At 65.8% G+C, this 24,077-nt stretch carries 28 protein-coding genes and 1 tRNA gene; 12 read left to right on the top strand and 17 right to left on the bottom strand.

All coding sequences use genetic code 11. From position 1 onward, the window contains the following. Position 1: 1 nt before the first annotated feature. On the bottom strand, positions 2-763 hold the full coding sequence (locus tag NX778_RS20815) for a CPBP family intramembrane glutamic endopeptidase (protein ID WP_258813704.1): 762 nt from the start codon (positions 761-763) through the stop codon (positions 2-4). A gap of 147 nt (positions 764-910) precedes the next feature. Here NX778_RS20815 and NX778_RS20810 point away from each other — a divergent pair. After that, positions 911-984, top strand: a tRNA-Gly gene (locus NX778_RS20810). A 17-nt stretch (positions 985-1,001) separates the two neighbouring features. Then, positions 1,002-2,207, top strand: a complete 1,206-nt coding sequence (locus NX778_RS20805; RefSeq protein WP_258813703.1) for a DUF418 domain-containing protein — start codon at positions 1,002-1,004, stop codon at positions 2,205-2,207. Positions 2,208-2,215: 8 nt separating this feature from the next. On the opposite strand, the gene NX778_RS20800 is transcribed toward NX778_RS20805, so the two are convergent. Then, complete coding sequence (locus NX778_RS20800; protein ID WP_258813702.1) at positions 2,216-2,881, bottom strand: glutathione S-transferase family protein; 666 nt, start codon at positions 2,879-2,881, stop codon at positions 2,216-2,218. Positions 2,882-3,098: 217 nt separating this feature from the next. Between NX778_RS20800 and NX778_RS20795 the strand changes: the two genes are divergently transcribed. After that, positions 3,099-3,617, top strand: a complete 519-nt coding sequence (locus tag NX778_RS20795; protein WP_258813701.1) for a hypothetical protein — start codon at positions 3,099-3,101, stop codon at positions 3,615-3,617. A 13-nt stretch (positions 3,618-3,630) separates the two neighbouring features. On the opposite strand, the gene NX778_RS20790 is transcribed toward NX778_RS20795, so the two are convergent. From NX778_RS20790 to NX778_RS20780, 3 genes are all read right to left on the bottom strand, one after another. Next, positions 3,631-4,329, bottom strand: coding sequence for a glutathione binding-like protein (locus NX778_RS20790; protein ID WP_258813700.1), 699 nt, complete (start codon positions 4,327-4,329; stop codon positions 3,631-3,633). Positions 4,330-4,423: 94 nt separating this feature from the next. After that, positions 4,424-5,542 carry a succinylglutamate desuccinylase/aspartoacylase family protein gene (locus NX778_RS20785; protein WP_258813699.1) on the bottom strand — a complete coding sequence of 373 codons (1,119 nt, stop codon included), beginning with the start codon at positions 5,540-5,542 and terminating at the stop codon, positions 4,424-4,426. A 114-nt stretch (positions 5,543-5,656) separates the two neighbouring features. Continuing rightward, positions 5,657-6,124, bottom strand: coding sequence for a hemolysin XhlA family protein (locus NX778_RS20780; RefSeq protein ID WP_258813698.1), 468 nt, complete (start codon positions 6,122-6,124; stop codon positions 5,657-5,659). A 37-nt stretch (positions 6,125-6,161) separates the two neighbouring features. Between NX778_RS20780 and trmB the strand changes: the two genes are divergently transcribed. The 3 genes from trmB (at position 6,162) to NX778_RS20765 (ending at position 8,975) form a co-directional block, all read left to right on the top strand. Further along, positions 6,162-6,842: a tRNA (guanosine(46)-N7)-methyltransferase TrmB gene (gene trmB / locus NX778_RS20775; RefSeq protein ID WP_258813742.1), complete on the top strand. Its 681-nt coding sequence runs from the start codon at positions 6,162-6,164 to the stop codon at positions 6,840-6,842. A gap of 154 nt (positions 6,843-6,996) precedes the next feature. After that, positions 6,997-8,217, top strand: a complete 1,221-nt coding sequence (locus tag NX778_RS20770) for a sensor histidine kinase (RefSeq protein WP_258813697.1) — start codon at positions 6,997-6,999, stop codon at positions 8,215-8,217. Beyond that, a complete protein-coding gene (locus NX778_RS20765; RefSeq protein WP_258813696.1) occupies positions 8,214-8,975 on the top strand; it encodes a LytR/AlgR family response regulator transcription factor in 762 nt (253 codons plus the stop codon). The genes NX778_RS20770 and NX778_RS20765 overlap by 4 nt, the downstream gene beginning before the upstream one ends. Positions 8,976-8,979: 4 nt before the next feature. On the opposite strand, the gene recQ is transcribed toward NX778_RS20765, so the two are convergent. The 3 genes from recQ to NX778_RS20750 form a co-directional block, all read right to left on the bottom strand. After that, complete coding sequence (recQ, locus tag NX778_RS20760) at positions 8,980-10,794, bottom strand: DNA helicase RecQ (RefSeq protein ID WP_258813695.1); 1,815 nt, start codon at positions 10,792-10,794, stop codon at positions 8,980-8,982. A 15-nt stretch (positions 10,795-10,809) separates the two neighbouring features. Continuing rightward, positions 10,810-11,643 carry an undecaprenyl-diphosphate phosphatase gene (locus tag NX778_RS20755; RefSeq protein ID WP_258813694.1) on the bottom strand — a complete coding sequence of 278 codons (834 nt, stop codon included), beginning with the start codon at positions 11,641-11,643 and terminating at the stop codon, positions 10,810-10,812. Between the two features lie 157 nt (positions 11,644-11,800). Next, positions 11,801-12,085 (bottom strand): YkgJ family cysteine cluster protein, encoded by a 285-nt coding sequence (locus tag NX778_RS20750; RefSeq protein ID WP_258813693.1) that lies wholly within the window; start codon positions 12,083-12,085, stop codon positions 11,801-11,803. Between the two features lie 126 nt (positions 12,086-12,211). On the opposite strand from NX778_RS20750, the gene NX778_RS20745 reads away from it, so the two are divergent. Next, positions 12,212-12,412: a DUF3079 domain-containing protein gene (locus tag NX778_RS20745; protein ID WP_258813692.1), complete on the top strand. Its 201-nt coding sequence runs from the start codon at positions 12,212-12,214 to the stop codon at positions 12,410-12,412. A 1-nt stretch (position 12,413) separates the two neighbouring features. On the opposite strand, the gene NX778_RS20740 is transcribed toward NX778_RS20745, so the two are convergent. The 6 genes from NX778_RS20740 to NX778_RS20715 all read right to left on the bottom strand — a co-directional run bounded on the left by NX778_RS20740 (position 12,414) and on the right by NX778_RS20715 (position 17,308). Next, positions 12,414-13,697, bottom strand: a complete 1,284-nt coding sequence (locus NX778_RS20740; RefSeq protein ID WP_258813691.1) for a glycoside hydrolase family 28 protein — start codon at positions 13,695-13,697, stop codon at positions 12,414-12,416. Between the two features lie 247 nt (positions 13,698-13,944). Then, complete coding sequence (locus tag NX778_RS20735) at positions 13,945-14,220, bottom strand: helix-turn-helix domain-containing protein (RefSeq protein ID WP_258813690.1); 276 nt, start codon at positions 14,218-14,220, stop codon at positions 13,945-13,947. Positions 14,221-14,238: 18 nt separating this feature from the next. Beyond that, a complete protein-coding gene (locus NX778_RS20730) occupies positions 14,239-14,625 on the bottom strand; it encodes an Hpt domain-containing protein (RefSeq protein ID WP_258813689.1) in 387 nt (128 codons plus the stop codon). After that, positions 14,622-15,029, bottom strand: a complete 408-nt coding sequence (locus tag NX778_RS20725) for a response regulator (RefSeq protein ID WP_258813688.1) — start codon at positions 15,027-15,029, stop codon at positions 14,622-14,624. The genes NX778_RS20730 and NX778_RS20725 overlap by 4 nt, the downstream gene beginning before the upstream one ends. Continuing rightward, positions 15,026-16,696, bottom strand: a complete 1,671-nt coding sequence (locus NX778_RS20720; RefSeq protein ID WP_258813687.1) for a sensor histidine kinase — start codon at positions 16,694-16,696, stop codon at positions 15,026-15,028. The genes NX778_RS20725 and NX778_RS20720 overlap by 4 nt, the downstream gene beginning before the upstream one ends. Positions 16,697-16,708: 12 nt before the next feature. Then, a complete protein-coding gene (locus tag NX778_RS20715) occupies positions 16,709-17,308 on the bottom strand; it encodes a helix-turn-helix domain-containing protein (protein WP_258813686.1) in 600 nt (199 codons plus the stop codon). 170 nt (positions 17,309-17,478) lie between these two features. On the opposite strand from NX778_RS20715, the gene NX778_RS20710 reads away from it, so the two are divergent. The 4 genes from NX778_RS20710 (at position 17,479) to NX778_RS20695 (ending at position 20,639) form a co-directional block, all read left to right on the top strand. Further along, positions 17,479-18,129, top strand: a complete 651-nt coding sequence (locus tag NX778_RS20710) for a TetR/AcrR family transcriptional regulator (protein ID WP_258813685.1) — start codon at positions 17,479-17,481, stop codon at positions 18,127-18,129. Between the two features lie 160 nt (positions 18,130-18,289). Then, positions 18,290-18,943, top strand: a complete 654-nt coding sequence (locus tag NX778_RS20705) for a protein-L-isoaspartate O-methyltransferase family protein (RefSeq protein WP_258813684.1) — start codon at positions 18,290-18,292, stop codon at positions 18,941-18,943. A 12-nt stretch (positions 18,944-18,955) separates the two neighbouring features. Continuing rightward, complete coding sequence (locus NX778_RS20700) at positions 18,956-19,279, top strand: rhodanese-like domain-containing protein (protein WP_258813683.1); 324 nt, start codon at positions 18,956-18,958, stop codon at positions 19,277-19,279. 40 nt (positions 19,280-19,319) lie between these two features. Next, the gene (locus tag NX778_RS20695) at positions 19,320-20,639 is read left to right on the top strand and encodes a TolC family outer membrane protein (protein WP_258813682.1); all 1,320 of its coding nucleotides are present in this window, start codon (positions 19,320-19,322) and stop codon (positions 20,637-20,639) included. 175 nt (positions 20,640-20,814) lie between these two features. On the opposite strand, the gene gloA is transcribed toward NX778_RS20695, so the two are convergent. Genes gloA through NX778_RS20680 form a run of 3 tightly spaced genes read right to left on the bottom strand, consistent with a single transcriptional unit; the run spans position 20,815 to position 22,876 of the window. Continuing rightward, positions 20,815-21,228 (bottom strand): lactoylglutathione lyase, encoded by a 414-nt coding sequence (gene gloA, locus NX778_RS20690; protein WP_258813681.1) that lies wholly within the window; start codon positions 21,226-21,228, stop codon positions 20,815-20,817. A 47-nt stretch (positions 21,229-21,275) separates the two neighbouring features. Further along, entirely contained in the window at positions 21,276-22,577 is a 1,302-nt protein-coding gene (locus NX778_RS20685) for a PQQ-dependent sugar dehydrogenase (protein ID WP_258813680.1), read from the bottom strand. Next, on the bottom strand, positions 22,574-22,876 hold the full coding sequence (locus NX778_RS20680) for a hypothetical protein (RefSeq protein ID WP_258813679.1): 303 nt from the start codon (positions 22,874-22,876) through the stop codon (positions 22,574-22,576). Before NX778_RS20680 ends, NX778_RS20685 begins: the two co-directional genes overlap by 4 nt. A gap of 136 nt (positions 22,877-23,012) precedes the next feature. On the opposite strand from NX778_RS20680, the gene NX778_RS20675 reads away from it, so the two are divergent. Continuing rightward, positions 23,013-24,020, top strand: a complete 1,008-nt coding sequence (locus NX778_RS20675; protein WP_258813678.1) for a DUF3667 domain-containing protein — start codon at positions 23,013-23,015, stop codon at positions 24,018-24,020. Positions 24,021-24,077 lie beyond the last annotated feature (57 nt).

Raw genomic sequence — 24,077 nt, 5'->3', positions numbered from 1 at the left:
CTTACTCCGTTGCGACGGCCGCCAGCGGTACCGGCGCGCCGCTGCGCAGGCGCGAAGCAATCCAGCCCAGCAGCAGGGCCATCACGACGAAGCGCGCCACGATGCCGACCGCGCCCGCTTCCGGACCGTAGCTGCCGCCGGTCAGCCATGCGGGGCCGAGGTCGCGCACCGTTTGCAGGCCGCCGGCCGCCATGCCGCTGACCGGAAAACCGACCAGCGGACCCTGCACGAAGTTCCACGCGAAATGCAGCCCGACGGGCAGCCACAGGCTGCGCGCCAGCACGAAGGCCGTGCCATAGATCACGCCGCCCAGGGTATTGCCCAGCACGGACAGGGCGCTGGCGCCAGGATTGCTCAGGTGGATCAGGCCAAAGGCCAGCGCCGACAGCCCGACCGCCAGCGCCGCGCGGCCGCGCAGCAGCATCAGCAGGCCGGCCAGCAACAGGCTGCGCATCATCAACTCTTCCTTGAAGGTGAAAGCGAGTTTGAGCGCGGCCAGGCCCAGCAGGCTGGACAAGGATGCGGGCGCGGCCGGTGCCGTCGCGATGGCGCCCAGGCCCAGTTCGGCGACGAAGACACCAGCGATGGCAAGCCCCGTGATCGCCATGCCCGCGAGCAGGTCACGCCAGGCGGTCGGGCTCCAGCGCAAGCCCAGCAAGTCGAGCACCGAAGCGCCGGCGCGCCGCGTCCTGACGATCGCCGTGATACCCAATACCAACGCGGCCACGACCATGGCCAGCTCGACTGCAATCTGCGCACTCATCTGTTGCCTCCGTATTGACACTGGCCGCACTGTAGAGGCGCATGTGCTTTTTTGTCAACCGTCGGGTGCGACGCCGAGTGGCTCAAGCGTGCTCCGCCAAACATTTGTCAGCTGAGCATAAAGGCGCGTAGAATGCCGGAGTCCCACGCGGGTGTAGCTCAATGGTAGAGCAGAAGCTTCCCAAGCTTACGACGAGGGTTCGATTCCCTTCACCCGCTCCAATGAACGAAGGCGCACGATGTCGCTTGATTCAGTGGTACCTGATCACCGCGCCGCAGCGGCGCCCCTCCCAGCGACAATTTCCCCAGCCCGTGACAGCGAACGCTACGACGCGCTCGATATTCTCCGCGCCCTGGCCTTGTTCGGTGTCCTGACCGTCAACCTCGTCACTGAGTTCAGGGTCTCGCTCTTCGCCCAATTCCTGCCGCAGCCGGCCGAGCCCTCGCCGATCGATCGTGCCGTCGCCTGGTTCGTGCACTACGGACTTGAGCTGAAAGCGTTCGCGGTATTTTCCTTCCTGTTCGGGATTGGGCTGGCGATGCAGTTCGAGCGCCTCGCCGGCACGGGCAGGGCGACGGTCTTGCTGACGCGACGGCTGCTCGTCCTGCTGCTGTTCGGCCTGGTCCACCTGCTGCTGGTCTGGAACGGCGACATCCTCACCGAATACGCCCTGGCAGGGCTGCTCGTGCTGCCCTTCCTGCGCGCCTCCAGCCGGTCGTTGGCGATCCTGGCCGCCGCGATGTTTGGCCTGTACCTGATACTGCCGGTCTTCCCTTCCGTTTTCCCCGATGCCGGCTGGATTGCGCGACACGTCGAGCAAGCGAATCGCGTCTATCCGAACGGAAGCTGGCTGCAGGTGATGCGCTTCAGCCTGGAAGAAATTCCTTCCCTGCTGCCCTTGCATCTCTATATTTTTCCCCGCACCTTGGGACTATTCGTTCTGGGCATCTTGGCCTGGCGCAGCGGCATCGTGGCCAATCCGGCGGAGCACAAGACGCCGATTGCGGCCACCGGATGGACGCTGGCTGCAATCGGCGTCACGATGACCCTTGCCGAGGCCTTGGCGCTGCTTCCAGCAACAGGCCCGGTTCGCTTGCTGTCGAACCTCGCTCCCGTCTGTCTGGCTTTGGCCTTTGCCGCAGCGGTGTTATACCTGAGCGAATTCACCGGAGCGCGGAACTGGCTGCGTCATTTCACGGCACTCGGGCGGATGGCCTTTACCAACTATATTGCCCAGTCCCTGATCTTCAGCCTCGTCTTCTTCGGCTTTGGGCTCGGGCTGTATGGAAGCTTGCGGCCGGCACCGGTATTTGCTCTCGGCATCGGACTGTATTGCGTGCAGGTGCAGATGAGCAAATGGTGGCTGCGGTATTACCGGTTCGGGCCGATTGAATGGTGCTGGCGGGCGCTGATGTACGGCAGCGCGCCGCCGATGAAACGCTGAACATCGAATCAGCTCGCCGAACTGGCCTCGAACACCGCCAGCTGCGCCGCGAACGCGCGCTGGTACGCCGGCCGCGCTTCGCCGCGCGCCACATACGCCGCCAGGTTCGCGTGTTCTTCCACCAGCCCCGAGCCGGGCATGCGCCGCAGCACCGTCACCATCATCAGGTCGCCGGCGCTGAATGCGCCGTCCAGCCATTCGGCATCGCCCAGGTGCTGCGACAACTGGCCCAGGCGCGCACGGATGCGGTGCTCGATCATCGGCAGGCGCTGCTTGGTCCACGCTTCATTGCCTTCGTTGAGAATGGCGACCTGGCGCTCGATGATGATGGGCTCGATCGTGCTCACGGCCGCGAACATCCACGTGATGGCGCGGGCGCGCGTATCCGCAGCCGCCGGCAGCAAGCCCGGATGGCGCTCGGCGATGTGGAGAATGATCGAGCCCGATTCGAACAGGACCAGCTCGCCCTCCTCGTAGGTCGGGATCTGGCCGAAGGGGTTGCGTGACAGATGCTCCGGCTGCTTCATCGCCGCGAACGACACCAGCCGGACGTCGTAGGGCTGTCCCACTTCCTCCAGCGCCCAGCGGACCCGCATGTCGCGGGCCAGCCCGCGGCCGCGGTCAGGGGAGGTTTCGAATGCGGTGATGGTGGGCTTGGACGAGTGCTGGGTCATTGCTTTCTCCTGTCATCTGTTGGAACTGCCGTCACTGCATGGACGAATACCGCGTCCCGCATTCGACAGCCAGGCCAAGATTTTTTGCAGCGTGAAGCGCGCTTGATGTAAGTATGCATGCCGGGCGCTCGCGCACTGGCTTGTAGACATCGGCGCCCTTGCCCCGGTAGACTGAATGGCTATTGTGAACCAGCAATTGCCACACCGCCCTCCGAGAATGCCCCGCATCGTCAAGTTCGCGTCGCTCTTCTGTCTGCTCGCGCTGGCCGCCTGCGCGTCGAAGACCACGTCGCGCATGGGGACGGCTGCCAGTTCGCCTCTGAACGACCTGAACATCATCCGCACCGAAATCCCCGACATCCTGCTCGAGGCGCAGAAGCATCCTTACCAGCTGCCACCCAAGCACGACTGCTGGTCGCTGGCGCTGGAAGTCGGTCGCCTGGACGAGGTGCTGGGCCCGGACCTCGACGCGCAGGCGGTGGCCGCCAATGCGCCTTCGTTGGTCGACAAGGGCTCCGATCTCGCGGAGGACCAGGCGGTCGGCGCGGTGCAGCGCACCGCCGAAGGCCTGGTGCCGTTTCGCAGCTGGGTTCGCAAGCTGACCGGCGCGGAGCGCCATTCGAAGGACGTCGCCGCGGCGATCTCGGCCGGCACCGCACGGCGTGCTTTCCTGAAGGGGATGGCGACCTCGCAACGCTGCGGTTTGCCGGGAACGGCGCCGGCCCGCCGGCCCTGAGCGCCCGCGCGCCTCAGCCCGGAATCTTCAGCCCGCGTTCCACCGCCGGGCGCTGCAGGAACGCGTCGAGCGCGCGCTTCACGTTCGGGTAGCCGTCGAAGCCGACCAGCTCGCGCGCCTCATAGAAGCCGATCAGGTTGCGCACCCAGGGGAAGGTCGCGATATCGGCGATCGAATAGTCCTCGCCCGCGATCCAGGCCTGGTCCGCCAGCACCTTGTCCATCACCGCCAGCAGGCGCTTCGATTCGGCGACGTAGCGCTCGCGCGGACGCTTGTCTTCGTAGTCCTTGCCGGCGAACTTGTTGAAGAAGCCGACCTGGCCGAACATCGGGCCGACGCCGCCCATCTGGAACATCAGCCACTGGATCGCCTGGTAGCGCGCGGCGGGATCGGCCGGCAGCAACTGGCCGGTCTTGTCGGCCAGGTAGATCAGGATTGCGCCCGACTCGAACAGCGCCAGTGGCTTGCCGCCCGGACCGTTGGGGTCGAGGATGGCGGGGATCTTGTTGTTCGGATTGAGCGACAGGAATTCCGGGCTCATTTGGTCATTGGTATCGAAACCGACGCGGTGCGGCTCGTAGGGCAGGCCGGTTTCCTCCAGCATGATCGAGACCTTCACGCCATTCGGCGTCGGCAGCGAATACAGTTGCAGGCGGTCGGGGTGCTGGGCAGGCCACTTCTTGGTGATCGGATAGGCGCTGAGATCGGTCATGGTGTATCGCGGAATGGATAGGGCGTTCCACGATACCAAAGATTCAATGCCCTTGCCGGTGACGCCCCCGTTTGACAAGGCAAGTCCCGAGGCGCTACTGGCCTAGCAGGTCGCCGCTGCGGAAGGCGGCGCTGCCGGCGATTTTGCAGACGTGCATGCCGCGCAGCAGGTGGCGATGCGCGGTGCGGGCGAACAGCACGCCGTCGCGCGTGGCGCGCAAGGTCGATACCGTGCCGCTGACCGGATTGACGAGGTCGGCCAAGGCATCGCCGGCGCGCACCGTGTCGCCCAGTCCCTTCAGGAACACCAGCACCCCCGAGTGCGGCGCGGCCAGCGGCTCCACGCCTTCCAGCGGTGTCGGCGCACATTTCGCCGCGGGCAGCCGATCTTCAGGAATGTCCAGCACGCCCTGGCGCCCGAGATATTGCAGCACGGCGTGGGCATCCTTGCCAGCCAGCTCGTAGTTGACGTCGTTCTCGCCGCGTAGTTCCACCGTCACCGCGGCGCAGGCCGGCGGAATCGGCACCTCAGGGCCGAAGTGGGCAGCCAGGTCCCACCACAGGCGGCTGCAGGCTTCGTCGAACGGTTCGCCGCCGGACTCCAGCGAGACCAGCAATGCACGGGCACCGAGCAGCGCGGCCAGCGGCAGTACGGTGTCGGCCAGCGGCGAGCCGCAATACAGGTGCATCACCGCTTCGTTATCGCAGTGCAGGTCGAGCACGATGTCGGCATCGATCGCCATCGACAGCAGCGTCTTCTTCAGCACGCTCGCATTGTCCTGCGGCGCCCAGTCCGCCACGGCGTGCCGTGCGTGTTCGCGGATCAGCGCCACATTGGCCCGCGCATCCTCGCCCAGCCGGCCGGCCAGCGTCGCCTTCAGTTCCTCGGCCACATGCTTGTAGGCGCGGTTGAAGTTGACGCCGGTCGACAGGTCGAAGCGGCCGAACGGCGCGCCCTGGATCGTCTGCGCCAGCCCGAGCGGATTGGCGGCCGGCACCAGGATGATCTCGCCCTTGACCAGGCCGCGCTCGTCGAGCCGGTCCAGCTCGCGCCGCAGGAAGGTTGCGACCAGCATCGCCGGCACCTCGTCCGCATGGAGCGAAGCCTGGATGTAGACCTTCTTGCCGCTGCCGGGCCTACCGTAGTGGAAGCTGGTCAGGACGAAGCTGGCCGGACTGTCTTCAACGGAAATGGCGTGTTTGTTCGATTGCATGGTGCGCGGACAAGATGCTGAGAAAGCATTGATCATCAACCAAGTTGCTCACCCTCGGCAATACGTTTCCTTTCAAAAAGTTAATCGCTCTAAAATTTATAGCGATGGCTGTTGTCATGGCGGCTTTGCTGGCATCGCCATCTGCCCGGCCGGTGGCAGTTGAATGATGATCGGGGCCGGCATTGACGCAGCGGCTGGCTTCGGGACAGCATTATTAAGTACGAAGGTCATCACGGTGACAGCGGCAATGGCAGCGCCCAGCATGGTGCCAACGACCCATTTGACGACCGAATTGATGGCATGTTCCAGATCTTCCCGGGTGGCCATCTGGTCGAGCCGGGTTTCGATTCTTGCCAATCGAACGTCAACTTGACCAAAGCGCTTGTCGACGTCGTTGAAGCGCTTGTCGACGTCGTTGAAGCGCCTGTCGATCTCGTTGAAGCGTTCGTCAATTCGCTCAAAGCGGCGTTCGTTATCGTCCATAATCTGCTTGGACTCCCCGGGCAGCAGCCCGGTTCCAAGCCCGTCCATGATCCAGCGTAAGCTATAATCGCGCCCGTTCCTATCTTTTCGTTTCCCCATGTCCTCCGATACCCCGAACAACGGCCCGGCCCGCCAGATGCTGTACGACCCGGAAGAGCGCCGCATCCGCAGCTTCGTCACCCGCGCCGGCCGCCTGTCCACGGCCCAGGCCCGCGCGTTCGACGAGTACGGCCCGAAGTTCCTGGTCGCCTACCGCAAGGCGCCGCTCGACTACGCGCAGGCCTTCGGCCGCACGGCGCCGGTGGTGCTGGAGATCGGTTTCGGCATGGGCGATACCACCGCCTACATCGCCCGGGCGATGCCGGACCAGGATTTCATCGGCGTCGAGGTGCACACCCCGGGCGTGGGCAGCCTGCTGAAACAGATCGGCGAGCAGGGCATCGGCAACCTGCGCCTGATCCAGCACGATGCGGTCGAAGTGCTGCGCGACATGATCCCGGACGGCTCGCTGGCCGGCGTCCACATCTTCTTCCCGGATCCGTGGCACAAGGCGCGCCACAACAAGCGCCGCCTGATCCAGCCGCCTTTCGTCAAGGCCCTGTGCGAGAAACTCGCGCCGGGCGGCTACATTCATTGCGCCACCGACTGGGAAGACTACGCGGTCCAGATGCTGGAAGTGCTGGGCGCCGAGCCGGCCCTGCGCAACACGGCCGAAACCTATGCCGAGAAGCCGTCCTACCGCCCGCTGACCAAGTTCGAGAACCGCGGCATCAAGCTGGGTCACGGCGTCTGGGACCTGGTGTTCGTGAAGAAGTAAGCCCGCCGCAAGGCCGGGGCCGCTGAGCCGGAACGCAAGTCCGTCGTCGTTCGTGCCTCCGGATTCGTCGCTCGTCCCATCGCGCTGGCCGGCGCGGCCATGGCTGCCTAGACTCTGATCATTGCTATATATTAACGATCACAGAGAGGGCATCATGTGGCGCAAGTTCGTGGACTGTTACCGGCAATGGATCAATGTGGACGAGCAGATCGCCGTGCTCGAGCGGCCGGAGCTCGCGTCCGGCGCGGAATACGGCAAGCGCGGCCTGATCTATCAAAAGCTCGCCAAGCGTTCGCCCTTGGAGCGCCAGCAGCTGCGCGACTTCTCGCTGGCGATGCGGGGCTGGCGCAGCAGGGTGTGGACGTACTCACTGCTTGCGCTGTTCACGCTATGCGGCGTAGTACTGCACCTGCAAGTGCCGGACATCGGCTGGACCGCCGCGATCGTCGGCGCCAACGGATGCGGGATCGCAGTGACCTTCGCCCTCATCAGCGCGTGGTTCAACTACCGCCAGCTCTCACGGAAGAAAATGAGGCTGATGCTGGCCGTGCCGCTTGGCGCCGTGTTCGGCGCTGCCACCCTGACCGGCCTGTCGATGCTGGAAGGCCAGCCGCTGGCGCATGCGATGGAGCGGTCCTCGCATTTCCTGGGCGGCGTCGTGGTCGGAGCGCTGGCCCTGATGACCCCCGTGCTCCTCATCAGCTTTCTGCGCAACCGCCAATACGAGGCCCTGAACCTGCAGCTGCAGCGCGAAGCCGAGCAGGCCAGGCTGGCGCGGGAGCTGACCGAGTCCCAGCTGCGCCTGCTGCGCGCCCAGATCGAGCCACACTTCCTGTTCAATACCCTCGGCGCGGTCCAGCAGCTGGCCCAGCACGGCGCGCCGCGCGCCGCCGAGCTGACCGCGAACCTGATCGACTTCCTGCGTTCCAGCATGCGCGACATGCGCAGCGAACAGGTCCAGATGGCGGCCGAGTTTGCCCTGATCGAGTCCTATCTCAAGGTGATGCAGGTGCGCCTGGGCGAACGCTTGCGCTATTCCCTGCAACTGCCGCGGGCCCTCGAAGAAGTACCGTTGCCCAGCATGATCCTGCTGACCCTGGTCGAGAACGCCGTCAAGCACGGCATCGAGCCTGCCCTGCGCGGCGGCGAGATCACGGTCTTGGCCGAGGCGGATGGCGGCGTGTTGCGGATCCGGGTTCGTGACTCCGGCTTCGGCTTGAGCAACTTGGCCGAAAACGCGAGCGGCACCGGCCTCGACAACGTGCGCCATCGCCTGCGCCTGGTCTATGGCGAGACGGCCGGGCTGGCGCTGCACGACGGTGCGCCCGGCCTGGTCGCGGAGATCACCATTCCTCATCCACAGGAATCAACATGAGCATGAGCCCGGGTCCCACGGTCCTGATCGCCGAAGACGAGCCCCTGATGCGCGAGCGCCTGCTCGAACTGCTGGCGCAAGCATGGCCCGAGGCCGAGGTCGTGCTGGTGGCGGAAAACGGCAACGATGCCTGGGACGGCTTCCTGGAGCACGAGCCGCAGGTGGCCTTCCTCGACATCCGCATGCCCGGCCTGTCCGGCCTGGAAGTGGCCGAGCGCATTGGCCAGCAGGCGCACGTGGTCTTCGTCACCGCTTATGACCAGTACGCGGTCGATGCCTTCGACGCCGGCGCCGTCGATTACCTGCTCAAGCCGGTGCAGCCGGAGCGGCTCGAACGGGCGGTGGCGCGTGTGCGCGGCAAGCTCGGCGCGCATCCGTCGGACCTGGGCGACTTGCTGCACCAGCTGAAGGCCAAGCTGCCGGGCACCCGGCACGAGCGGCTCAAATGGCTCAAGGCCAGTGTCGGCCGCCAGATCCGCGTGATCGATGTGGCAGACGTCCTGTTTTTCCAGTCCGACGCCAAATACACGCGGGTCGTGCTGCGCGACTACGAAGCACTGGTGCGGATTCCCCTCAAGGATTTGCTGAGCGGACTCGACGCCGACCGCTTCTGGCAGATCCACCGCGGCACGGTGGTCAACGCGAGTGTGATCGCGGCGGCCGAACGCGTCGATGCCGAGCGCATGCAGGTGCTGGTGCGGGGATCGGATGAAAAATTGCCGGTAAGCCGAAGCTTCGCCCACCTGTTCCGCGAATGAAGGATCAGGCCAGCTCGCCGATCAGCGCGACGATCTCGTCGCCATAGGACGCCAGCTTCTTCTCGCCGACGCCGGACACGCCGCGCAGCTCGTCCAGCGAGCCCGGCTTGACCTTGGCGATCTCGCGCAGGGTCGCGTCCTGGAACACCACGTAAGCCGGCACGCCATGCGCGCGCGCCGTTTCGACGCGCCACCAGCGCAGCTTGTCGAAGATGGCCTGCTCGGCCCCCGACAGCTCCAGCTCGGCATAGCCCTTGGGCGCGGCCTGGCGCTTCTGCTTGACCGGCTTCTGGTACTGGCGCAACTGCACTTTCTTCTCGCCCTTGAGCACGGCCCTCGCCGCCTCGGTCAGCTTGAGCGAGCTGTATTGCTCGTGGTCGACCGTCACCAGCCCCAGCGCGATGGCTTGGCGCACGATCGCACGCCACTCCTGCTCGCTGCGGTCGCTGCCGACGCCGAACACGGACAGCTTGTCGTGGTGCCACTGCCCGATGCGCTCGCTGTCGGCGCCGCGCAGCACGTCGATCACGTGGCCGGCGGCGAAGCGCTGGTCGACCCGGTAGATGGCCGACAGCAGCTTCTGCACCGGCACCGTGCCGTCAAAGGAGACCGGCGGCATCAGGCAGGTGTCGCAGTTGCCGCACGGCCCGGCCGCCTCGCCGAAGTAGTCGAGCAGGCGCATGCGGCGGCAGGACAGGGTCTCGCACAGGCCCAGCATCGCGTCCAGCTTGGACGACAGCACGCGCTTGAAACTGTCGTCCGCTTCCGATTCGTCGATCATGCGCCGCTGCAGCACCACGTCCTGCAGGCCGTAGGCCATCCACGCCGAGGCCGGCAAGCCGTCGCGGCCGCCGCGCCCGGTCTCCTGGTAATAGCCCTCGATACTTTTGGGCAGGTCGAGGTGGCAGACGAAGCGCACGTCCGGCTTGTCGATGCCCATGCCGAAGGCGATGGTCGCCACCATCACGATATTGTCTTCACGCAGGAAGCGCGACTGGTTGGACGCGCGCAGCGTGTACTCCATGCCGGCGTGGTAGGCCAGCGCCTTGATGCCGTGCTCGGCCAGGAACTCCGCGGTCTCCTCGACCTTCTTGCGCGACAGGCAATAGACGATGCCGGAATCGCCCGCGTGCTCGGTGGTGATGAAGTCCAGCAGCTGCTTGCGGCCATTGGTCTTCTCGACGATCTGGTAGCGGATATTCGGCCGGTCGAACGAGGACACGAACTGGCGCGCGTCCTCCAGCTGCAGGCGCTGCGCGATCTCGGCGCGCGTGAGCTGGTCGGCGGTGGCGGTCAGCGCGATGCGCGGCACCTGCGGGAAGCGCTCGTGCAGGATCGACAGGCGGATGTATTCGGGGCGGAAGTCGTGGCCCCATTGCGATACACAGTGCGCTTCGTCGATCGCGAACAGCGAGATCGGCGAATCATCGAAGAGGTCGAGGCAGCGCTGCGTCATCAAGCGTTCCGGCGCGACGTACACGACGTCGATATCGCCGGTGCGCACCTGGCGCTCGATGCGCAGGGTTTCCTCGAAAGTCTGGGTGGAATTGAGGAAGGCGGCGCGCACGCCGACTTCGGCCAGCGCATCGACCTGGTCCTGCATCAGCGCGATCAGCGGCGACACCACCACCGCCACGCCGTCGCGCAGCAGGGCCGGGATCTGGTAGCACAGCGACTTGCCGCCGCCGGTGGGCATGAGCACCAGCGCGTCGCCGCCGGACGCCACGTGCTCGATGATGTCGGCCTGCTGCCCGCGGAACGCCGGGTAGCCGAACACCGTCTGCAGCACATGGAGCGCGCGCGCGCCGATATCACTCATCTTGACAGCCCCGGCTTATTCCGCCCAGATCACCCAGCCGAAATGGGCCGTGGTGAGGATGACGATGCCGAACACGATACGGTACCAGGCGAACGCGGTAAAGTCGTGCGAACTGATGTAGCGCAGCAGCCAGCGCACGCACAGGAAGGCCGACACGAAAGCGGCGATGCCGCCCACCGCGAACAGCGGCACGTCGGCCGCCGACAGCGCGGCGCGTTCCTTGTACACGGAATAGACGGTGGCGCCGAGCAGGGTCGGGATCGCGAGGAAGAAGGAGAATTCGGTGGCCGCCTTGCGCGACAGGCCGAACAGCATGCCGCCGATGATGGTCGCGCCCGAACGGCTGGTGCCCGGGATCAGCGCGAAGGCCTGGGCGCAGCCGATCTTGAGTGCGTCGAGCACGCTCATGTCGTCCACGTTCTCGACCCGGTGCGAGCCCGGCAGGACGCGGTGGCGGCGTTCGGCCCACAGGATCACCAGGGCGCCGATGATGAAAGCAGCCGCGACCGGCACCGGCGCGAACAGCTTGGCCTTGATCCACTTGCTGAACAACACGCCCAGCACGGCGGCCGGCAGGAAGGCGACCACGATATTCAGCGCGAACTTCTGCTGGCGGCGGTCGGACGCCAGCCCGGCCAGCGCGGCGCCGATGCGCACCCGGAATTCCCAGATCACGGCGAGGATCGCGCCGGCCTGGATCGCGATGTCGAACACTTTGGCCGTCTCGCCGGTAAAGTTGATCAGGCTGCCGGCCAGGATCAGGTGGCCGGTCGACGAAATCGGCAGGAACTCGGTGAAGCCCTCGACCAGGCCCATGATGATCGCCTTGAGCGCAAGAATGATGTCCATGTGATGTGGGAACGTGGAAAGGAAGTTAAGTGTGGTTGAGCAACGGAACCGCGGGGTCGAAGCTTACCACGAGCACAGTGCCGTCCGGTAAGCCGTCTGCAACAGTGGACAAAAATGGAATGAATCCGTCATTCCCGCGAACGCGGGAATCCCATTTCTACGACAGCGGCCGCTGCGGAGCCGTGGACTTTTCCAACGCAAGCAGGAACATCATCGCCTGCTCGCGCGAGGTCCCGCACATCTCGGCCGAAGCTTGCAGGCCGGCGCACACGGCCGGGCGGTCCGGGTGGCCGAAGATGCGGCAGCGCTCGTCGTCGTCGAGCTGGACGCAGCGCACCCCGGCCGGTTTCCCGCCCGGCATACCGGGAATCGGCGAACTGATCGAGGGCGCCGTGCAGCAGGCGCCGCAGCCGGCCCGGCAGGCCAAAGGTTGCTCAGGCATTTTCTTGAAACAGATTATGGATGACGCCGAAGCTGGCGCGTAGCATGGTTCGGACAGCCCGTCATGATAGCGGCCCCGGCGCCGCGCGTCGCGCCTTTTCGGCGCTGGGCCGCGTAGAGGTGTCAAATGGCCAAGAAATTTCCCATCTATCCAGCCAAGCCCGAGAAAATCTGCTGGGGCTGCGATAAATATTGCCCGGTCGATGAGATGGCGTGCGGTAACGGCTCCGACCGGACCCAGCATCCGTCGGAACTGTTTGGCAAGGACTGGATGTCCTTCGGGCTGGATGCGGCGGAACAGGAAGAAAGCGCTGCCCCGCCGCCCTGAATCAGACTGACTGGGGCTTGCCGTTCACGACGACGTTTTCCATTCTTACATTCGTCGCGCCGGACACGTTCAGCTTGTCCTGGGCCAGCTGCACGTCGATGTCCTTCAGCAGGATGTCGCTGATCGTGGTCTGGCCGGGATTCGGCTGGATGATGCCGAAGGCGCCGAACTTGCCCTTGATGCCTTCCAGGCTGATGTTGCGCACCACGGATTTCGGCGGCTCCGCGCCCTTCAGGTCCTTGTACTGGTTCCACGGCTTCATCTGCAGGATCGTGCCCTTGGACGAGTCCAGCGTCAGGTTGCGGAAGTGGATGTCCTCGTAGTGCTGCGGCGTGTCCGGGCGCAGCTTGATCACGGCGACGTTACTGACCCCGGTTCCTGTGCAGTTCTCGACGATGACGTCGCGCACCAGCGTCGCCTCGCTGCCCAGCGTGAAGAAGCCATTGCCGCGCCGGAAGGTGCAGTTGCGCACGCGGATGCGCTCGACCGGCGGGCTGTCCTTGTCTTCCATCGCGTGCGGCCCCTTCGAGCCCTTGGCCGCGATGCAGTCGTCGGTCACCGAGAACCAGCAGCCATCGACCAGCACGTCCTGGCAGCTGTCCAGGTCGATGCCGTCGGTGCTGGGCGCCTGTTTATAGTCGTCCGGCACTTCGAAGCGCGCCTTGCGCACCACCACGTCCTGGCAGCGGTACAGGTGCAGGTTCCAGAACTGCGAATCCTTGAAGGTGACGCCTTCGACCAGCACGTTGCGCGAGCGCTCGATGATGGCCAGGCGGGCGCGCGGGATGCCGATGTTCTTGAAGCCCGCCTTGTCCGTCGCTTCGGCGCGCAGCTTCCAGAACAGGTCCCACACCGGTTTGCCGGCGCCGTCGAACGTGCCTTCGCCGGTGATCTTCAGGCCGTCGCAGCCGGCGGCGTTGATCAGGCCGGGGTTGAAGCTGTCCTCGAAATGGCCCTCGATGCGGGTGCGCTGGACCGGGAAATTCTTCAGGTCGGTCGAGCATTTCAGCACGGCGCCCTTGTCCAGGTGGAGATTGACCTTCGGCTTCAGGAACAGCGCGCCGCTGATAAAGACGCCCGCCGGGATGAGGACCGTGCCGCCGCCTTGCTGGGCGACGTGGTCGATGGCGGACTGGATCGCGCGCGTGTTCAGCGTCGCATTGTCGGCGACGGCGCCGAAATCGGTGATCGGGGTGCGCGCCGCGGCTGCGCGCGCCGTGCTCGCCAGCAGCGGGACGGCGAGCATCGACAGGGTAAAACGGCGGCGGGTGATGTGGCCAGGCATGGGGTTTCGCCTCATTTTGGTTGAGTTACCAAATGCTAAGGCATCCAGGCCCCGGCCGAACGAGCCCGGCGGGTCAATTTCTTGATTGATTGGCCCCCAGCCGGCCCATGCCCTGTCCACCACTGGTAAAACCGTCATCCCGGCGCAGGCCGGGATCCATGCTGAGTGTCCGGCGTCGCAAGCGCTCTTTGGGTCCCGGCCTCCGCCGGGACGACGTGCGAACGCTAACGGTGCCGGCAGACAGCCGTCATTGCTCCGCCATCATCCGGCGCAGCTCCGAAATCGGCAGCTGGAACACCTCGTGGATGCGGATCATCAGCCCGGCGCTGACGCTGATGCGGCCGGTGCGGATCTTGCTGATCATCGGCGGCGGCACCTGCAGCACGCGGCACAGCTGGGCGTCGCTGCGCAGCTGCTTCATCTCGCGCAGGCGGTCGATCCAGCCCGGCGGATTGCTCGGCGAGAAAGTGTATTCGACCGGGACTTCGCGGGTCGACAGGCGCTGGTTGTAGTTCGCGTTCATGTCTCGCTCCTTTAAATCTCAAACGATGTCAGGTGTTACAAGGCCGGGGATCCTGGTCGTCGCGGCGTAGCAGCCGAGGGCTTCGGCCAGTACCGCGAGGATCAGTTCATGCAATTCGTCAAAGCCGGCGGCGGCCTCCGGCGTGCCGCCGCGGGCCGCGCGCTCCAGCTGCTCCAGCCGGGCGCCGCAGTCGAAGGCGCCGACCAGCGACATGCAGCTTTTCAGGCTGTGCGCATGCTGGGCCACGTCGGCGCCGCGTGCTTGCTCGACGGCGTCGCGCAGCTGGCGCGCCATGTCGGGCACGATGCGCACGAACATCGCCAGCAGCTCGGCGAAGCCGGCCTCGTCGTCGCCGGCCGCGTTCATCAGCACGGCCGGATCGATCAGGTGGTAATGCAGGCTCATGCGGCGCTCCCCGGTCGGTTCGACAGCGGTCCCAGCCACGGGCGCAGGGCGCGCTCCAGCGTGGCCAGCTGGGTCGGCTTGGCCACGTGATCGTCCATGCCGGCCTCGAAGCAGCGCACCCGGTCCTCGTCCATCACCCCGGCCGACAGCGCGATCACCGGGGTGTGCCAGCCGCTGTGGCGCTCGCGCTCGCGGATGCCGCGCGCCAGCTGGTAGCCATCCATCACCGGCATCTGGCAATCGGTCAGCACCAGCCGGCAGCGGTGCTCGGCGAGCCAGGCCAGCGCCTGCTGGCCGTCGCCGACCACCACCACCTCGGACAGGCCGAGGCGGGCCAGCTGGCGCACCAGCAGGGTCTGGTTCATCTGGTTGTCTTCGACCACCAGGATCGGGGTGTTACTCATGCGTGGTCCTCCTCGCTGCCCAGCGGCAGGGTGAAGCTGAAGGTGGTGCCGGCGCCGGGCGTGGACTGCAGCGTGACTTCGCCGCGCATCAGTTCGACCAGCTCGCGCACCAGCGACAGGCCCAGCCCGGTGCCGTCGGTGTGGTGGCCGCTGGGCGTGTCGATCTGGAAGAATTTTTCGAACACCATGGCCTGGGTATGGGCCGGGATGCCGGGGCCGGTGTCGCTGACCGCGAAGCGCACGCCGCGCGGGTGCGCCGCCAGCGAGACCCGTACCCAACCCTGTTCGGTGAACTTGATGGCGTTGTGCAGCAGGTTGTTCAGCACCTGCATCAGCTTGACGCGGTCGCACACGATGCGTTCCGGGGTGCCGGCGGCGATGTCGGCGTCCAGCGCCAGGCCCTTGGCGCGCGCGCTGCTGCCGTGGGCGCCGACCACCTGGCCGAGCACGCCGCGCAGGCTGACGCTGTCGAAGGTCAGGCGTTCCTTGCCGGATTCGATCTTGTTCAGCTGCAGGATCTGGTTGACCAGGGCCAGCAGGTGGACGCCGCTGTCGTGGATGATCTGGGCGAACTCGCGCGGCTCGCCCGGCGGCAGGTCGTCACGCAGCAGTTCGGCGTAACCGAGGATGCCGTTGAGCGGGGTGCGCAGCTCGTGCGACATGTTGGACAGGAACTGGGTCTTGGCCGCGCTCGCCGACAGGGCCTGGGCGCGGCTCTTCACCAGGTGGCGGATCAGCACCAGCAGCAGCACCGTGAAGCCGGCGATCGCGGCCGTCACCAGCGCCGCCTGCTGGATCATCTTGTCCTTGATCGGCTCGTAGGCGTCCAGCACGTCGGCGGTGTCGATCCCGACCACCACGTGCAGCGGGTAGTTGGCGATGCGGCGGTAGGCGAAGATGCGCTCGCGGCCGTCGAACACGCTGTTGTGCCGGATCGTGCCGTGGTCGGTCTTGACCGCCATCTTGAACACCGGCGTCTCCGATACATCCAGCCCGATCTCGTTGCGCACGCCGGAGCGGCGCGCGCGCACGATGCCGTCGTCGCCGATCAGGGTGATGGTGCTGTGCGGCCCGATGCGCGCCGATTCATACAGGCGCGTGAAATAGAAGGGGTCCATCGACACCACCACCGCGCCGCCGAAGCTGTTGCCGGGGCCGTCGATGCGGCGCGCCAGCTGGATCGCCCATTTCTGCGTCATCCGGCCCAGCAGCGGCTTGCTGATGTACAAGCCGGCGCTGGGATTGTCGCGCACCACCTGGAAATACTCGCGGTCGGCCAGGCTGGTCGGCGCGAACGGCTGGCTCGACAGCACCACATTGCCGGCGGCATCGACCACCGTGTACAGGTTGATGACGTCGTCCAGCACCAGCCCGCGCGACACCATGCGCGCCAGGTCCAGCTGGGCGCCATGTTCGACAAAGCCGCCGCGCACGAAGCGCACCGCCTGGTCGGCAGCCTGGATGGTGCGCACCGAATGCTCGTCCAGCAGGCGCGCCAGGCTGGCCGCATCCGCGGTGGCGCCGCGCAGCAGGTTGGCGCGGCCTTCCTCGATGCGGTTGAGCGTCGCCTTCCACAAGCCCCCCACCAGCGCGGCCGCGAAGCCGCACAGCAGCCATGGGGCGGCCGAGGCGCGCAGGCGCTGGGACAGGGAGGGGCGGGCGGTCATGATGGCGGTCGCTCAGGCAAGGGCGGCGCGCTGCTTGCGCATGCAGCAGGCCGTGACGAAACCGCGCAGCTCGTCGTAGCGCACGGGCTTGGGGAAGAAGGCGACGCCGGGCGGCACGCCGCCGCGCGCGTCCAGGTCCTCGCGCGCCATGCCGGAGATGATCGCGATGTTGACCTCGCGCAGGTTGCGCCGGTTCAGCACCGTCTCCATCACTTCGTAGCCGTCGATGCCCTTCATGGCGATGTCGAGGAACAGGATGTCGGGCGGGCGCACGCCGATCTCGATCAGCGCTTCGTAGCCGCTGGCACACAGGGTGGCGTCGATCGGCAGCTCCCATTTCTTGAACTGGGCCGCGAACACGGCGCGCTGCATTTCCTCGTCTTCGACCACCAGCAGCGCGGCGCGCGCCGGCGTGGCGAGGTCGGTGCGCGGCGTGCCGCTGGTCGCTTTGTAGGCCAGCAGGGAGGCGCGCGGGATGCGGCGGTGCCCGCCGGGGGTCTTCCAGGCCGCGATTTCGCCGCCCTCCACCAGCTTCTGGACCGAGGTCACGGAGATGCCGAGGATGGCCGCCGCTTCCTGGGTGGTGCACACATCGGGTTGCTCTTTCAGCATTGGGTGTAGGTGAATGATCAACAGTAATGCACCGATTTTCCTGTCATAAATTGTTTCTGTCAATAAAATATTAAATTCGTTGGATTTGAGAAAATCGGTAGGCGTGCCGCGGTTGACTGGCCCCACGGCGCCGCCCTATATTAAGTGCTGGACATCGTTCATTAGCAAAAATGCAATGCACTGAGAACAAACCGCGCTGGGAGCGCCGCAAGGAAGCGCGGCCGCACGAGCTGCTGGCCGCCGCCCTCGACCTGTTCGTGGAGCGCGGCTTCGCCTCGACCCGGCTGGAGGACGTGGCGCGCCGGGCCGGGGTGTCCAAGGGCACGCTGTACCTGTATTTCGAAAACAAGGAAGAGCTGTTCAAGGCGGTGGTGCGCAACAGCATCGTGCCGGTGCTGGGCGACGCCGAGGACTCGATTGCCGGATTCGATGGCCACAGCGCCGAGCTGATGCGCAGCGTGATGAAATCGTGGTGGGCCCGCATCGGCGACACCAAGGCCTCCGGCATCGTCAAGCTCGTCATGGCCGAGGCCGGCAACTTCCCCGAGCTGGCCCAGTTCTACCAGGATGAAGTGGTGACCCGCGGCACCCGGCTGATCCGCAGCCTGCTGGAGCGCGGCATCGAACGCGCCGAGTTCCGCCCGGTCGACGTGGTGCAGGCCACCCAGGTGATGGTGGCGCCGATGCTGACCCTGATCACCTGGAAGCATTCGGTCGCGCCCTGCGACCGCGGCGAGCTCAATCCGGCCGCCTTCCTCGACACCTTCCTCGACATGGCCCTGTACGGCCTGCTGCCGGCCGCCGGCGCCGCGCGTCCCTGAAGCCCGGCCGCGCCAGCGCGCGAAACCGGGCGTTCATCCCCCCGAAACTGCAACCTGTCGCAATTTCCTGATTTTCAAGGACGCTCATCGCTAAGATGTGCGTCCTGAGGCCGTTCAACGATAAAATATCGGATTATTTCTTTTTCCGCCGAGTATTAACATGAATATCGAACAAGCCCGCTTCAACATGATCGAACAGCAGATCCGCCCATGGAACGTGCTGGACCAGGACGTGCTCGACCTGCTGCATGTGGTCAAGCGCGAGCAGTTCGTGCCCGCGGCGTATGCGAACCTGGCCTTCGCCGATGTCGAGATCCCGCTGCCGGGCGGCGAGGCGATGCTGGCGCCGAAGATCGAAGCGCGCATCCTGCAGGAAATCCAGCTCAAGAAGCATGAGGACGTGCTGCTGGTGGGCGCGGGCGCCGGCTACCTGGCCGCGCTGCTGGCCTACAAGGGCCGCCACGTCACCGCGGTCGAGCTGTCGCCGGAACTGAAGGAACTGGCCTCGAAGAATTTGGCAACAGCGGGCGTCACCAACGTGACGGTCGAGCAGGGCAGCGCCGCCGAAGGCTGGCCGGCGCACGCGCCGTACGACGTGATCGTCATTACCGGCTCGCTGGAATCGCTGCCGGAAGCCTTCCTCAAGCAGCTGAAGGTGGGGGGCCGCATCGCCGCCATCATCGGCCAGGCGCCGGTCATGTCGTGCAACATCGTCACCCGCGTGTCCGAGACGGCGTTCGACACGGTCCCGGTGTTCGAGACCAACGTCAAGCCGCTGGCCGGCGCGCCGGTGGCCTCGCACTTCCACTTCTGAGGACGGGCGCCGATGCAGCACATTACCGCCCCCGACTTGGCCGCCTGGCTGGCCGACCCGGCGCGTCCCCGCCCGCTGCTGCTGGACGTGCGCGAAAACTGGGAGTACGAGACCTGCCACATCGAGGGCTCGACCCAGATGCCGATGCAGCTGGTGCCGATCCGCGTCGGCGAGCTGGAGGACGACGCGCCGATCGTCTGCATCTGCCATCACGGTGCGCGCAGCATGCAGGTGGCGGCTTTCCTTGAACGCAACGGCTTTGGCAACATCACGAATTTGACGGGCGGGATACACGCCTGGGCCATGCAGGTCGATCCTTCGATGGCGAAGTACTGACCTGTTTCCATAACTTTGATGACTCCGACGGAGAAGAGCAATGCAGAAACCCCTTATCGCCGTGCTGCTGGCCAGCGCCTTCCTGACGCTGGACGCGCACGCGGTTGACCTGGTCCAGGTGTACCAGCAGGCGCTGGCCAACGACGCGACTTTCGCCAGCGCGCGTGCGGCAGTGGCGGCTGGGCGGGAAAAGACCACGCAGGGGCGTGCTGGATTGCTGCCGACCGTCGCCGCCACCGGCTTCAACACCAAGGACGACCGCGACAGCGCGTTCTACAACGTGGCGCCGGGCGGCACCAACCTGCGCACCAACCAGTACCAGATCTCGCTGACCCAGCCGCTGTTCCGCTGGGACCGCCTCGAATCCTACGAGCAGGGCAAGCTGGCCACCGCCATCGCCGAAGCCCAGTTCGCCCAGGCCCGCGAAGACCTGGTGACCCGCGTGGCGCAGGCCTACTTCGACGTGCTGGGCGCGCAGGACACGCTGGAATCGACCCGCGCCCAGAAGGCCGCCGTGGCCGAGCAGCTGGCCTCGGCCAAGCGCAACTTCGAGGTCGGCACCCAGACCATCACCGACACCCACGAAGCGCAGGCCGCGTACGACCTGACGGTGGCGCAGGAACTGGCCGCCATCAATGACCTGGACAACAAGCGCAACGCGCTGCAGGCGATCATCGGCACGGTGCCGGGCGACCTGGCCAAGCTGAAGCCGGGCGTGACCATCAACGCGCCGCAACCGCTGGCCATCGAAAACTGGATCAGCTCGGCTGAAAACGAGAACCCGCTGGTGCAGGTGCAGCAGCTGACGCTGGAAAGCGCCAAGCACGAGATCCGCCGCCAGCGCGCCGGCCACCTGCCGACGCTCGACCTGGTGGCGAACTCGACCCACCAGCGCGTCAACGGCCAGCTGCAAGGCATCTCGGGCAAGAGCTCGGACAATGCGGTGGGGGTGCAGTGGAGCGTGCCGATCTTCAGCGGCTTCGCCGTGAACTCGCGCGTGCGCGAATCGATCGCGCTGGAAGACAAGGCCCGCAACGACCTCGAAGCGACCCGGCGCAGTGCCGCGCTGCAGGCGCGCCAGGCCTACCTGGGCGTGAACAGCGGGCTGGCGCAGGTGAAGGCGCTGGAAGCGGCGGAAGTGTCGAGCCAGTCGGCGCTGGATTCGAACAAGCTGGGTTACCAGGTCGGCGTGCGCATCAACATCGACGTGCTGAACGCGCAGAAGCAGTTGTACTCGACCCAGACCGACCTGGCCAAGGCGCGCTACAACACCATCATGAACGGCCTGCGCCTGAAGGCCGCGGCCGGCACGCTGAGCGAGCAGGATTTGGCGGCGGTGAATGGCTTGCTGCAGAACTGAGCTTTAGCGAGGCATGAGCAAACGGCGCCAGGTTGGCGCCGTTTTTTTTCGCACTTTTACCACCGTCGTCCCCGCCCAGGCGGGGACCCATGGAACGCTCGCGTCGTCGAACAGCACGCGCCGCAGGCCCGCGTACTCAGCATGGGTCCGGCCTTCGCGGGGACGACGGTGTTTTTTAACTCTTTAGGCCGCCGCCACCGTCGCCATCCTTCCGCTGGATCAGCTCCACCTTGTACCCATCCGGATCGGTGACGAACGCGATCACGGTGCTGCCGCCCTTGACCGGCCCCGGCTCGCGCGTGATGTTGCCGCCCTTGGCGCGCACCTGCTCGCACACGGCGTAGATGTCCTCGGCCGACAGCGCGATGTGGCCGTAGGCGGTGCCCATCTCATAGCTGTCGACGCCGTAGTTATAGGTCAGCTCCAGCTCCGCGTGGTCGGGGTTGTTGCCGTAGCCGACAAAGGCCAGCGTGTACTTGTACTCCGGATTGTCGCTGGTGCGCAGCAGCTTCATGCCGAGCACCTTGGTGTAGAAATCGATCGAGCGCTGCAGGTCGCCGACCCGCAGCATGGTGTGCAGAATGCGCATTGTGGTCCTTTGCTTGAAACGACAAGCCGCGATTGTAGTCGTTCAGCCTACTTCTTGCCCGCAGGCGTGATGCGCCACACGCAGTTGCCGACATCGTCCGCCACCACGATCGCGCCTTCCTTGTCAACCGCCACCCCGACCGGCCGTCCGTAGGCATGCCCGTCCTTGCTGATGAAGCCGGTCAGCACGTCTTGCGGCGGACCGCTCGGCTTGCCGTCGGCGAAGGGCACGAAGATGACCTTGTAGCCCGCAAACGGCTTGCGGTTCCACGAGCCGTGCTGCCCGATCAAGGCGCCATCCTTAAACTGCGGCATCAGGCCGGCATCATAGAAGACCAGGCCCAGCGAGGCCGTGTGCGCGCCCAGCCCGTAGTCCGGCACGATGGCCTTGGCCACCAGGTCCGGCCGCTGCGGCTTGACGCGGGTGTCGACGTGCTGGCCCCAGTAGCTGTACGGCCAGCCGTAAAAGCCGCCTTCCTTCACCGAGGTCAGGTAGTCCGGCGGCGTGTCGTTGCCAAGCTCGTCGCGCTCGTTGACGCTGGTCCATAGCACATGGGTCTGCGGGTTGATGGCCAGCCCGTTCGGATTGCGCAGGCCGCCCGCAAAGACGCGGCCCTTGCCGCTGGCGATGTCGAATTCCCAGATCGCGGCGCGCTGGAACTCGATCTCCATGCCATTGTCGGCCGCATTGCTGTTCGACCCGACCGAGACGTACAGCTGCTTGCCGTCGGCACTGGCCACCACATTCTTGGTCCAGTGGTGGTTGATGCCGGCCGGCAGGGCCAGCACCTCCTTGCCCTGCGCCGTGATGCGGGTCGCCCCCGTCTTGTACGGGAAACTCAACAGCGCGTCGGCATCGGCGACGTACAGGGTATCGCCGGCGAGCACCATGCCATACGGCGAATTGAGCCCTTCCAGCAGCACCGACTTCATCTCGGCGCTGCCGTCCGCCTTCAAGCCACGCAAGAGTGTGATGCGGTTGGCCGACGGCGTGTCGGAGCCGGCTTCTTTTTGCTCGTGCTTCTGGACCATGTTACGGACCGATTTCTTTTCCACTGCGCTTGCTGGACGGTCCGTTTCGGCAACGAGCACGTCACCGTTGGGCAGCACGTAGACGTTGCGGGGATGGGCGAGGCCATTGGCGTAGAGGCTGACGGCCAGGCCGGCGGCCGGCACCGGGTGCGTGTTCTTCGGCCAGGCCTCGGCGGGGGCGATGTGCAGCGTCGGGATCAACGATTTCTGCGGCGGCGGGAAGCTGGGATTCGGCCCATAGCCGGGCGGCATGTTTTGCGCGAGCGCGGCAGCGCCGACGCCGAGCAGGGCAGCGGCCAGGGCCGCGCCTGCCATCATTGGCGGCCTCCCTTCGATCCTGCATGGTCGCGCATGTCGCGCGCGCGCTCCGGCAGCGGCTTGGCCTGGCCGCTGGCGTCCGGCGCCGGCTGGACGGCTTCCTCGACGCCGCCGGCATTGCGCAGGTCGGTGTCGACCAGGCCCTGGGCCAGGTCTTCCTGCGCCTGGCGGATCACGCCGCGCGGCTTCTGGTCCTGCGCGTCGGGCGACTCGTCGCGCTCGTGCGGCTGGCGCTTGACCTGGTCATTGGTGATGGGGCTCCTGGTGTCGACAAATCGGTCTTTGGTTTCGGTAACCATGCCTTCTCCTTGTTTTCGCGATGCTTTGTCTTGATCCTAACGCCGCATCAAGGTGGCAAGTCGCGCAATTGGATGATGCAATTTTGTAAGTAAGTCGATAACATTGTGTTCCAGAACAATTACGACACTGCCAGCCGTGAAGACTGACGTCATCGCCCACGCCCCTTCGCCCGACTGCCTCAACTGCGGAACCGCCGTGCATGGCCACTTCTGCTCGCATTGCGGGCAGGAGACCGCCAACCACATGCCCAGCGCGGGCGAGTTCCTGCACGAATTCGTCGGCCACTACGTCGCGCTCGAAAACAAGCTGCTCAAGACGCTCACACTGCTGCTGTTCCGGCCCGGCCGCCTGACCCGCGACTACCTGGACGGCAAGCGCGCCCGCTACGTGCTGCCGCTGCGGCTGTACCTCACCCTGTCGCTGATCTTCTTCGCCGTGTTCAAGTGGGAAGCCCACGGCTTTGCCGACCACATGGCCGAGCCGAACCAGCCGGTGCAGCAGCAAGCGGTGCAGCAAAAGGACCTCGACCAGGTCAAGGCCGACCTGCATGAAGCCGGCAAGCAGGCCGGCGGCGCCGTGGCCGCGGCCGGCGAGAAGGCCCTCGACAAGATCAAGCGCAAGGCCGAGGAAAAGAAAGAGAAGCATGAGGGCAGCGTGAGCTTCGTCGAGGTCGATGGCCAGGAGCTCAACTGGATCGGCCGGCATTTCGGTCCCGGCATCCAGGCCAAGGCCAAGCACTTCAGCGAGCTGCCGTCGGACCAGCAATGGCGCGAACTGACGGCCTCCGCTTCCGCCTACGCGCCGTATGCGATCTTCGCGATGATGCCGATGTTCGCGCTGTACCTGAAGCTGCTCTACCTCGGCTCCGGCCGCAGGTACGGCGAACACCTGCTGTTCGCGCTGCACACCAATGCCTTCGCCTTCCTGGTCCTGATCCTGATGATGCTGGTGCCGACCTGGATCCCCTACGCGCACGCCGCGATGTGGCTGTGGCTGGTGTTCTACCTGCCGACCGCGATGCGCAAGGTCTACGGCGGCTCGCGCATTGCCACCTTGGTGCGCTGGATGGTGGCGATGCTGCTGCACCTGATCGGGATGTTCTCGGCGATCGTCAGCGCGTTCATGATGGCCGTGGTGCACTGACTTGCCCGCGCCAGCCCGGCCCAATATACTGTGTGTTTGTACAGTTGTTGGCCGGGC

The sequence above is a fragment of the Massilia terrae genome, assembly GCF_024753145.1.
Taxonomy (GTDB): Bacteria; Pseudomonadota; Gammaproteobacteria; order Burkholderiales; family Burkholderiaceae_D; genus Telluria; species Telluria terrae.
Note: the sequence above shows the minus strand (reverse complement) of the source record. Positions and strands in the feature narration are given on the sequence as shown.

Excerpts from the sequence above, each read along its gene's own strand:
- NX778_RS20795 (WP_258813701.1), top strand. The coding sequence starts at position 3,099 with ATGCCCCGCATCGTCAAGTTCGCGTCGCTCTTCTGTCTGCTCGCGCTG.
- NX778_RS20700 (WP_258813683.1), top strand. The coding sequence starts at position 18,956 with ATGCAGCACATTACCGCCCCCGACTTGGCCGCCTGGCTGGCCGACCCG.
- NX778_RS20805 (WP_258813703.1), top strand. The coding sequence starts at position 1,002 with ATGTCGCTTGATTCAGTGGTACCTGATCACCGCGCCGCAGCGGCGCCC.
- NX778_RS20680 (WP_258813679.1), bottom strand. The coding sequence starts at position 22,876 with ATGGTTACCGAAACCAAAGACCGATTTGTCGACACCAGGAGCCCCATC.
- NX778_RS20780 (WP_258813698.1), bottom strand. The coding sequence starts at position 6,124 with ATGGGGAAACGAAAAGATAGGAACGGGCGCGATTATAGCTTACGCTGG.
- trmB (WP_258813742.1), top strand. The coding sequence starts at position 6,162 with ATGCTGTACGACCCGGAAGAGCGCCGCATCCGCAGCTTCGTCACCCGC.
- NX778_RS20790 (WP_258813700.1), bottom strand. The coding sequence starts at position 4,329 with ATGACCGATCTCAGCGCCTATCCGATCACCAAGAAGTGGCCTGCCCAG.
- NX778_RS20725 (WP_258813688.1), bottom strand. The coding sequence starts at position 15,029 with ATGAGTAACACCCCGATCCTGGTGGTCGAAGACAACCAGATGAACCAG.
- NX778_RS20750 (WP_258813693.1), bottom strand. The coding sequence starts at position 12,085 with ATGCCTGAGCAACCTTTGGCCTGCCGGGCCGGCTGCGGCGCCTGCTGC.
- recQ (WP_258813695.1), bottom strand. The coding sequence starts at position 10,794 with ATGAGTGATATCGGCGCGCGCGCGCTCCATGTGCTGCAGACGGTGTTC.
- NX778_RS20745 (WP_258813692.1), top strand. The coding sequence starts at position 12,212 with ATGGCCAAGAAATTTCCCATCTATCCAGCCAAGCCCGAGAAAATCTGC.
- NX778_RS20685 (WP_258813680.1), bottom strand. The coding sequence starts at position 22,577 with ATGATGGCAGGCGCGGCCCTGGCCGCTGCCCTGCTCGGCGTCGGCGCT.
- gloA (WP_258813681.1), bottom strand. The coding sequence starts at position 21,228 with ATGCGCATTCTGCACACCATGCTGCGGGTCGGCGACCTGCAGCGCTCG.
- NX778_RS20740 (WP_258813691.1), bottom strand. The coding sequence starts at position 13,697 with ATGCCTGGCCACATCACCCGCCGCCGTTTTACCCTGTCGATGCTCGCC.
- NX778_RS20705 (WP_258813684.1), top strand. The coding sequence starts at position 18,290 with ATGAATATCGAACAAGCCCGCTTCAACATGATCGAACAGCAGATCCGC.
- NX778_RS20720 (WP_258813687.1), bottom strand. The coding sequence starts at position 16,696 with ATGACCGCCCGCCCCTCCCTGTCCCAGCGCCTGCGCGCCTCGGCCGCC.
- NX778_RS20770 (WP_258813697.1), top strand. The coding sequence starts at position 6,997 with ATGTGGCGCAAGTTCGTGGACTGTTACCGGCAATGGATCAATGTGGAC.
- NX778_RS20715 (WP_258813686.1), bottom strand. The coding sequence starts at position 17,308 with ATGCTGAAAGAGCAACCCGATGTGTGCACCACCCAGGAAGCGGCGGCC.
- NX778_RS20765 (WP_258813696.1), top strand. The coding sequence starts at position 8,214 with ATGAGCATGAGCCCGGGTCCCACGGTCCTGATCGCCGAAGACGAGCCC.
- NX778_RS20785 (WP_258813699.1), bottom strand. The coding sequence starts at position 5,542 with ATGCAATCGAACAAACACGCCATTTCCGTTGAAGACAGTCCGGCCAGC.
- NX778_RS20730 (WP_258813689.1), bottom strand. The coding sequence starts at position 14,625 with ATGAGCCTGCATTACCACCTGATCGATCCGGCCGTGCTGATGAACGCG.
- NX778_RS20800 (WP_258813702.1), bottom strand. The coding sequence starts at position 2,881 with ATGACCCAGCACTCGTCCAAGCCCACCATCACCGCATTCGAAACCTCC.
- NX778_RS20735 (WP_258813690.1), bottom strand. The coding sequence starts at position 14,220 with ATGAACGCGAACTACAACCAGCGCCTGTCGACCCGCGAAGTCCCGGTC.
- NX778_RS20815 (WP_258813704.1), bottom strand. The coding sequence starts at position 763 with ATGAGTGCGCAGATTGCAGTCGAGCTGGCCATGGTCGTGGCCGCGTTG.
- NX778_RS20710 (WP_258813685.1), top strand. The coding sequence starts at position 17,479 with ATGCAATGCACTGAGAACAAACCGCGCTGGGAGCGCCGCAAGGAAGCG.
- NX778_RS20755 (WP_258813694.1), bottom strand. The coding sequence starts at position 11,643 with ATGGACATCATTCTTGCGCTCAAGGCGATCATCATGGGCCTGGTCGAG.
- NX778_RS20695 (WP_258813682.1), top strand. The coding sequence starts at position 19,320 with ATGCAGAAACCCCTTATCGCCGTGCTGCTGGCCAGCGCCTTCCTGACG.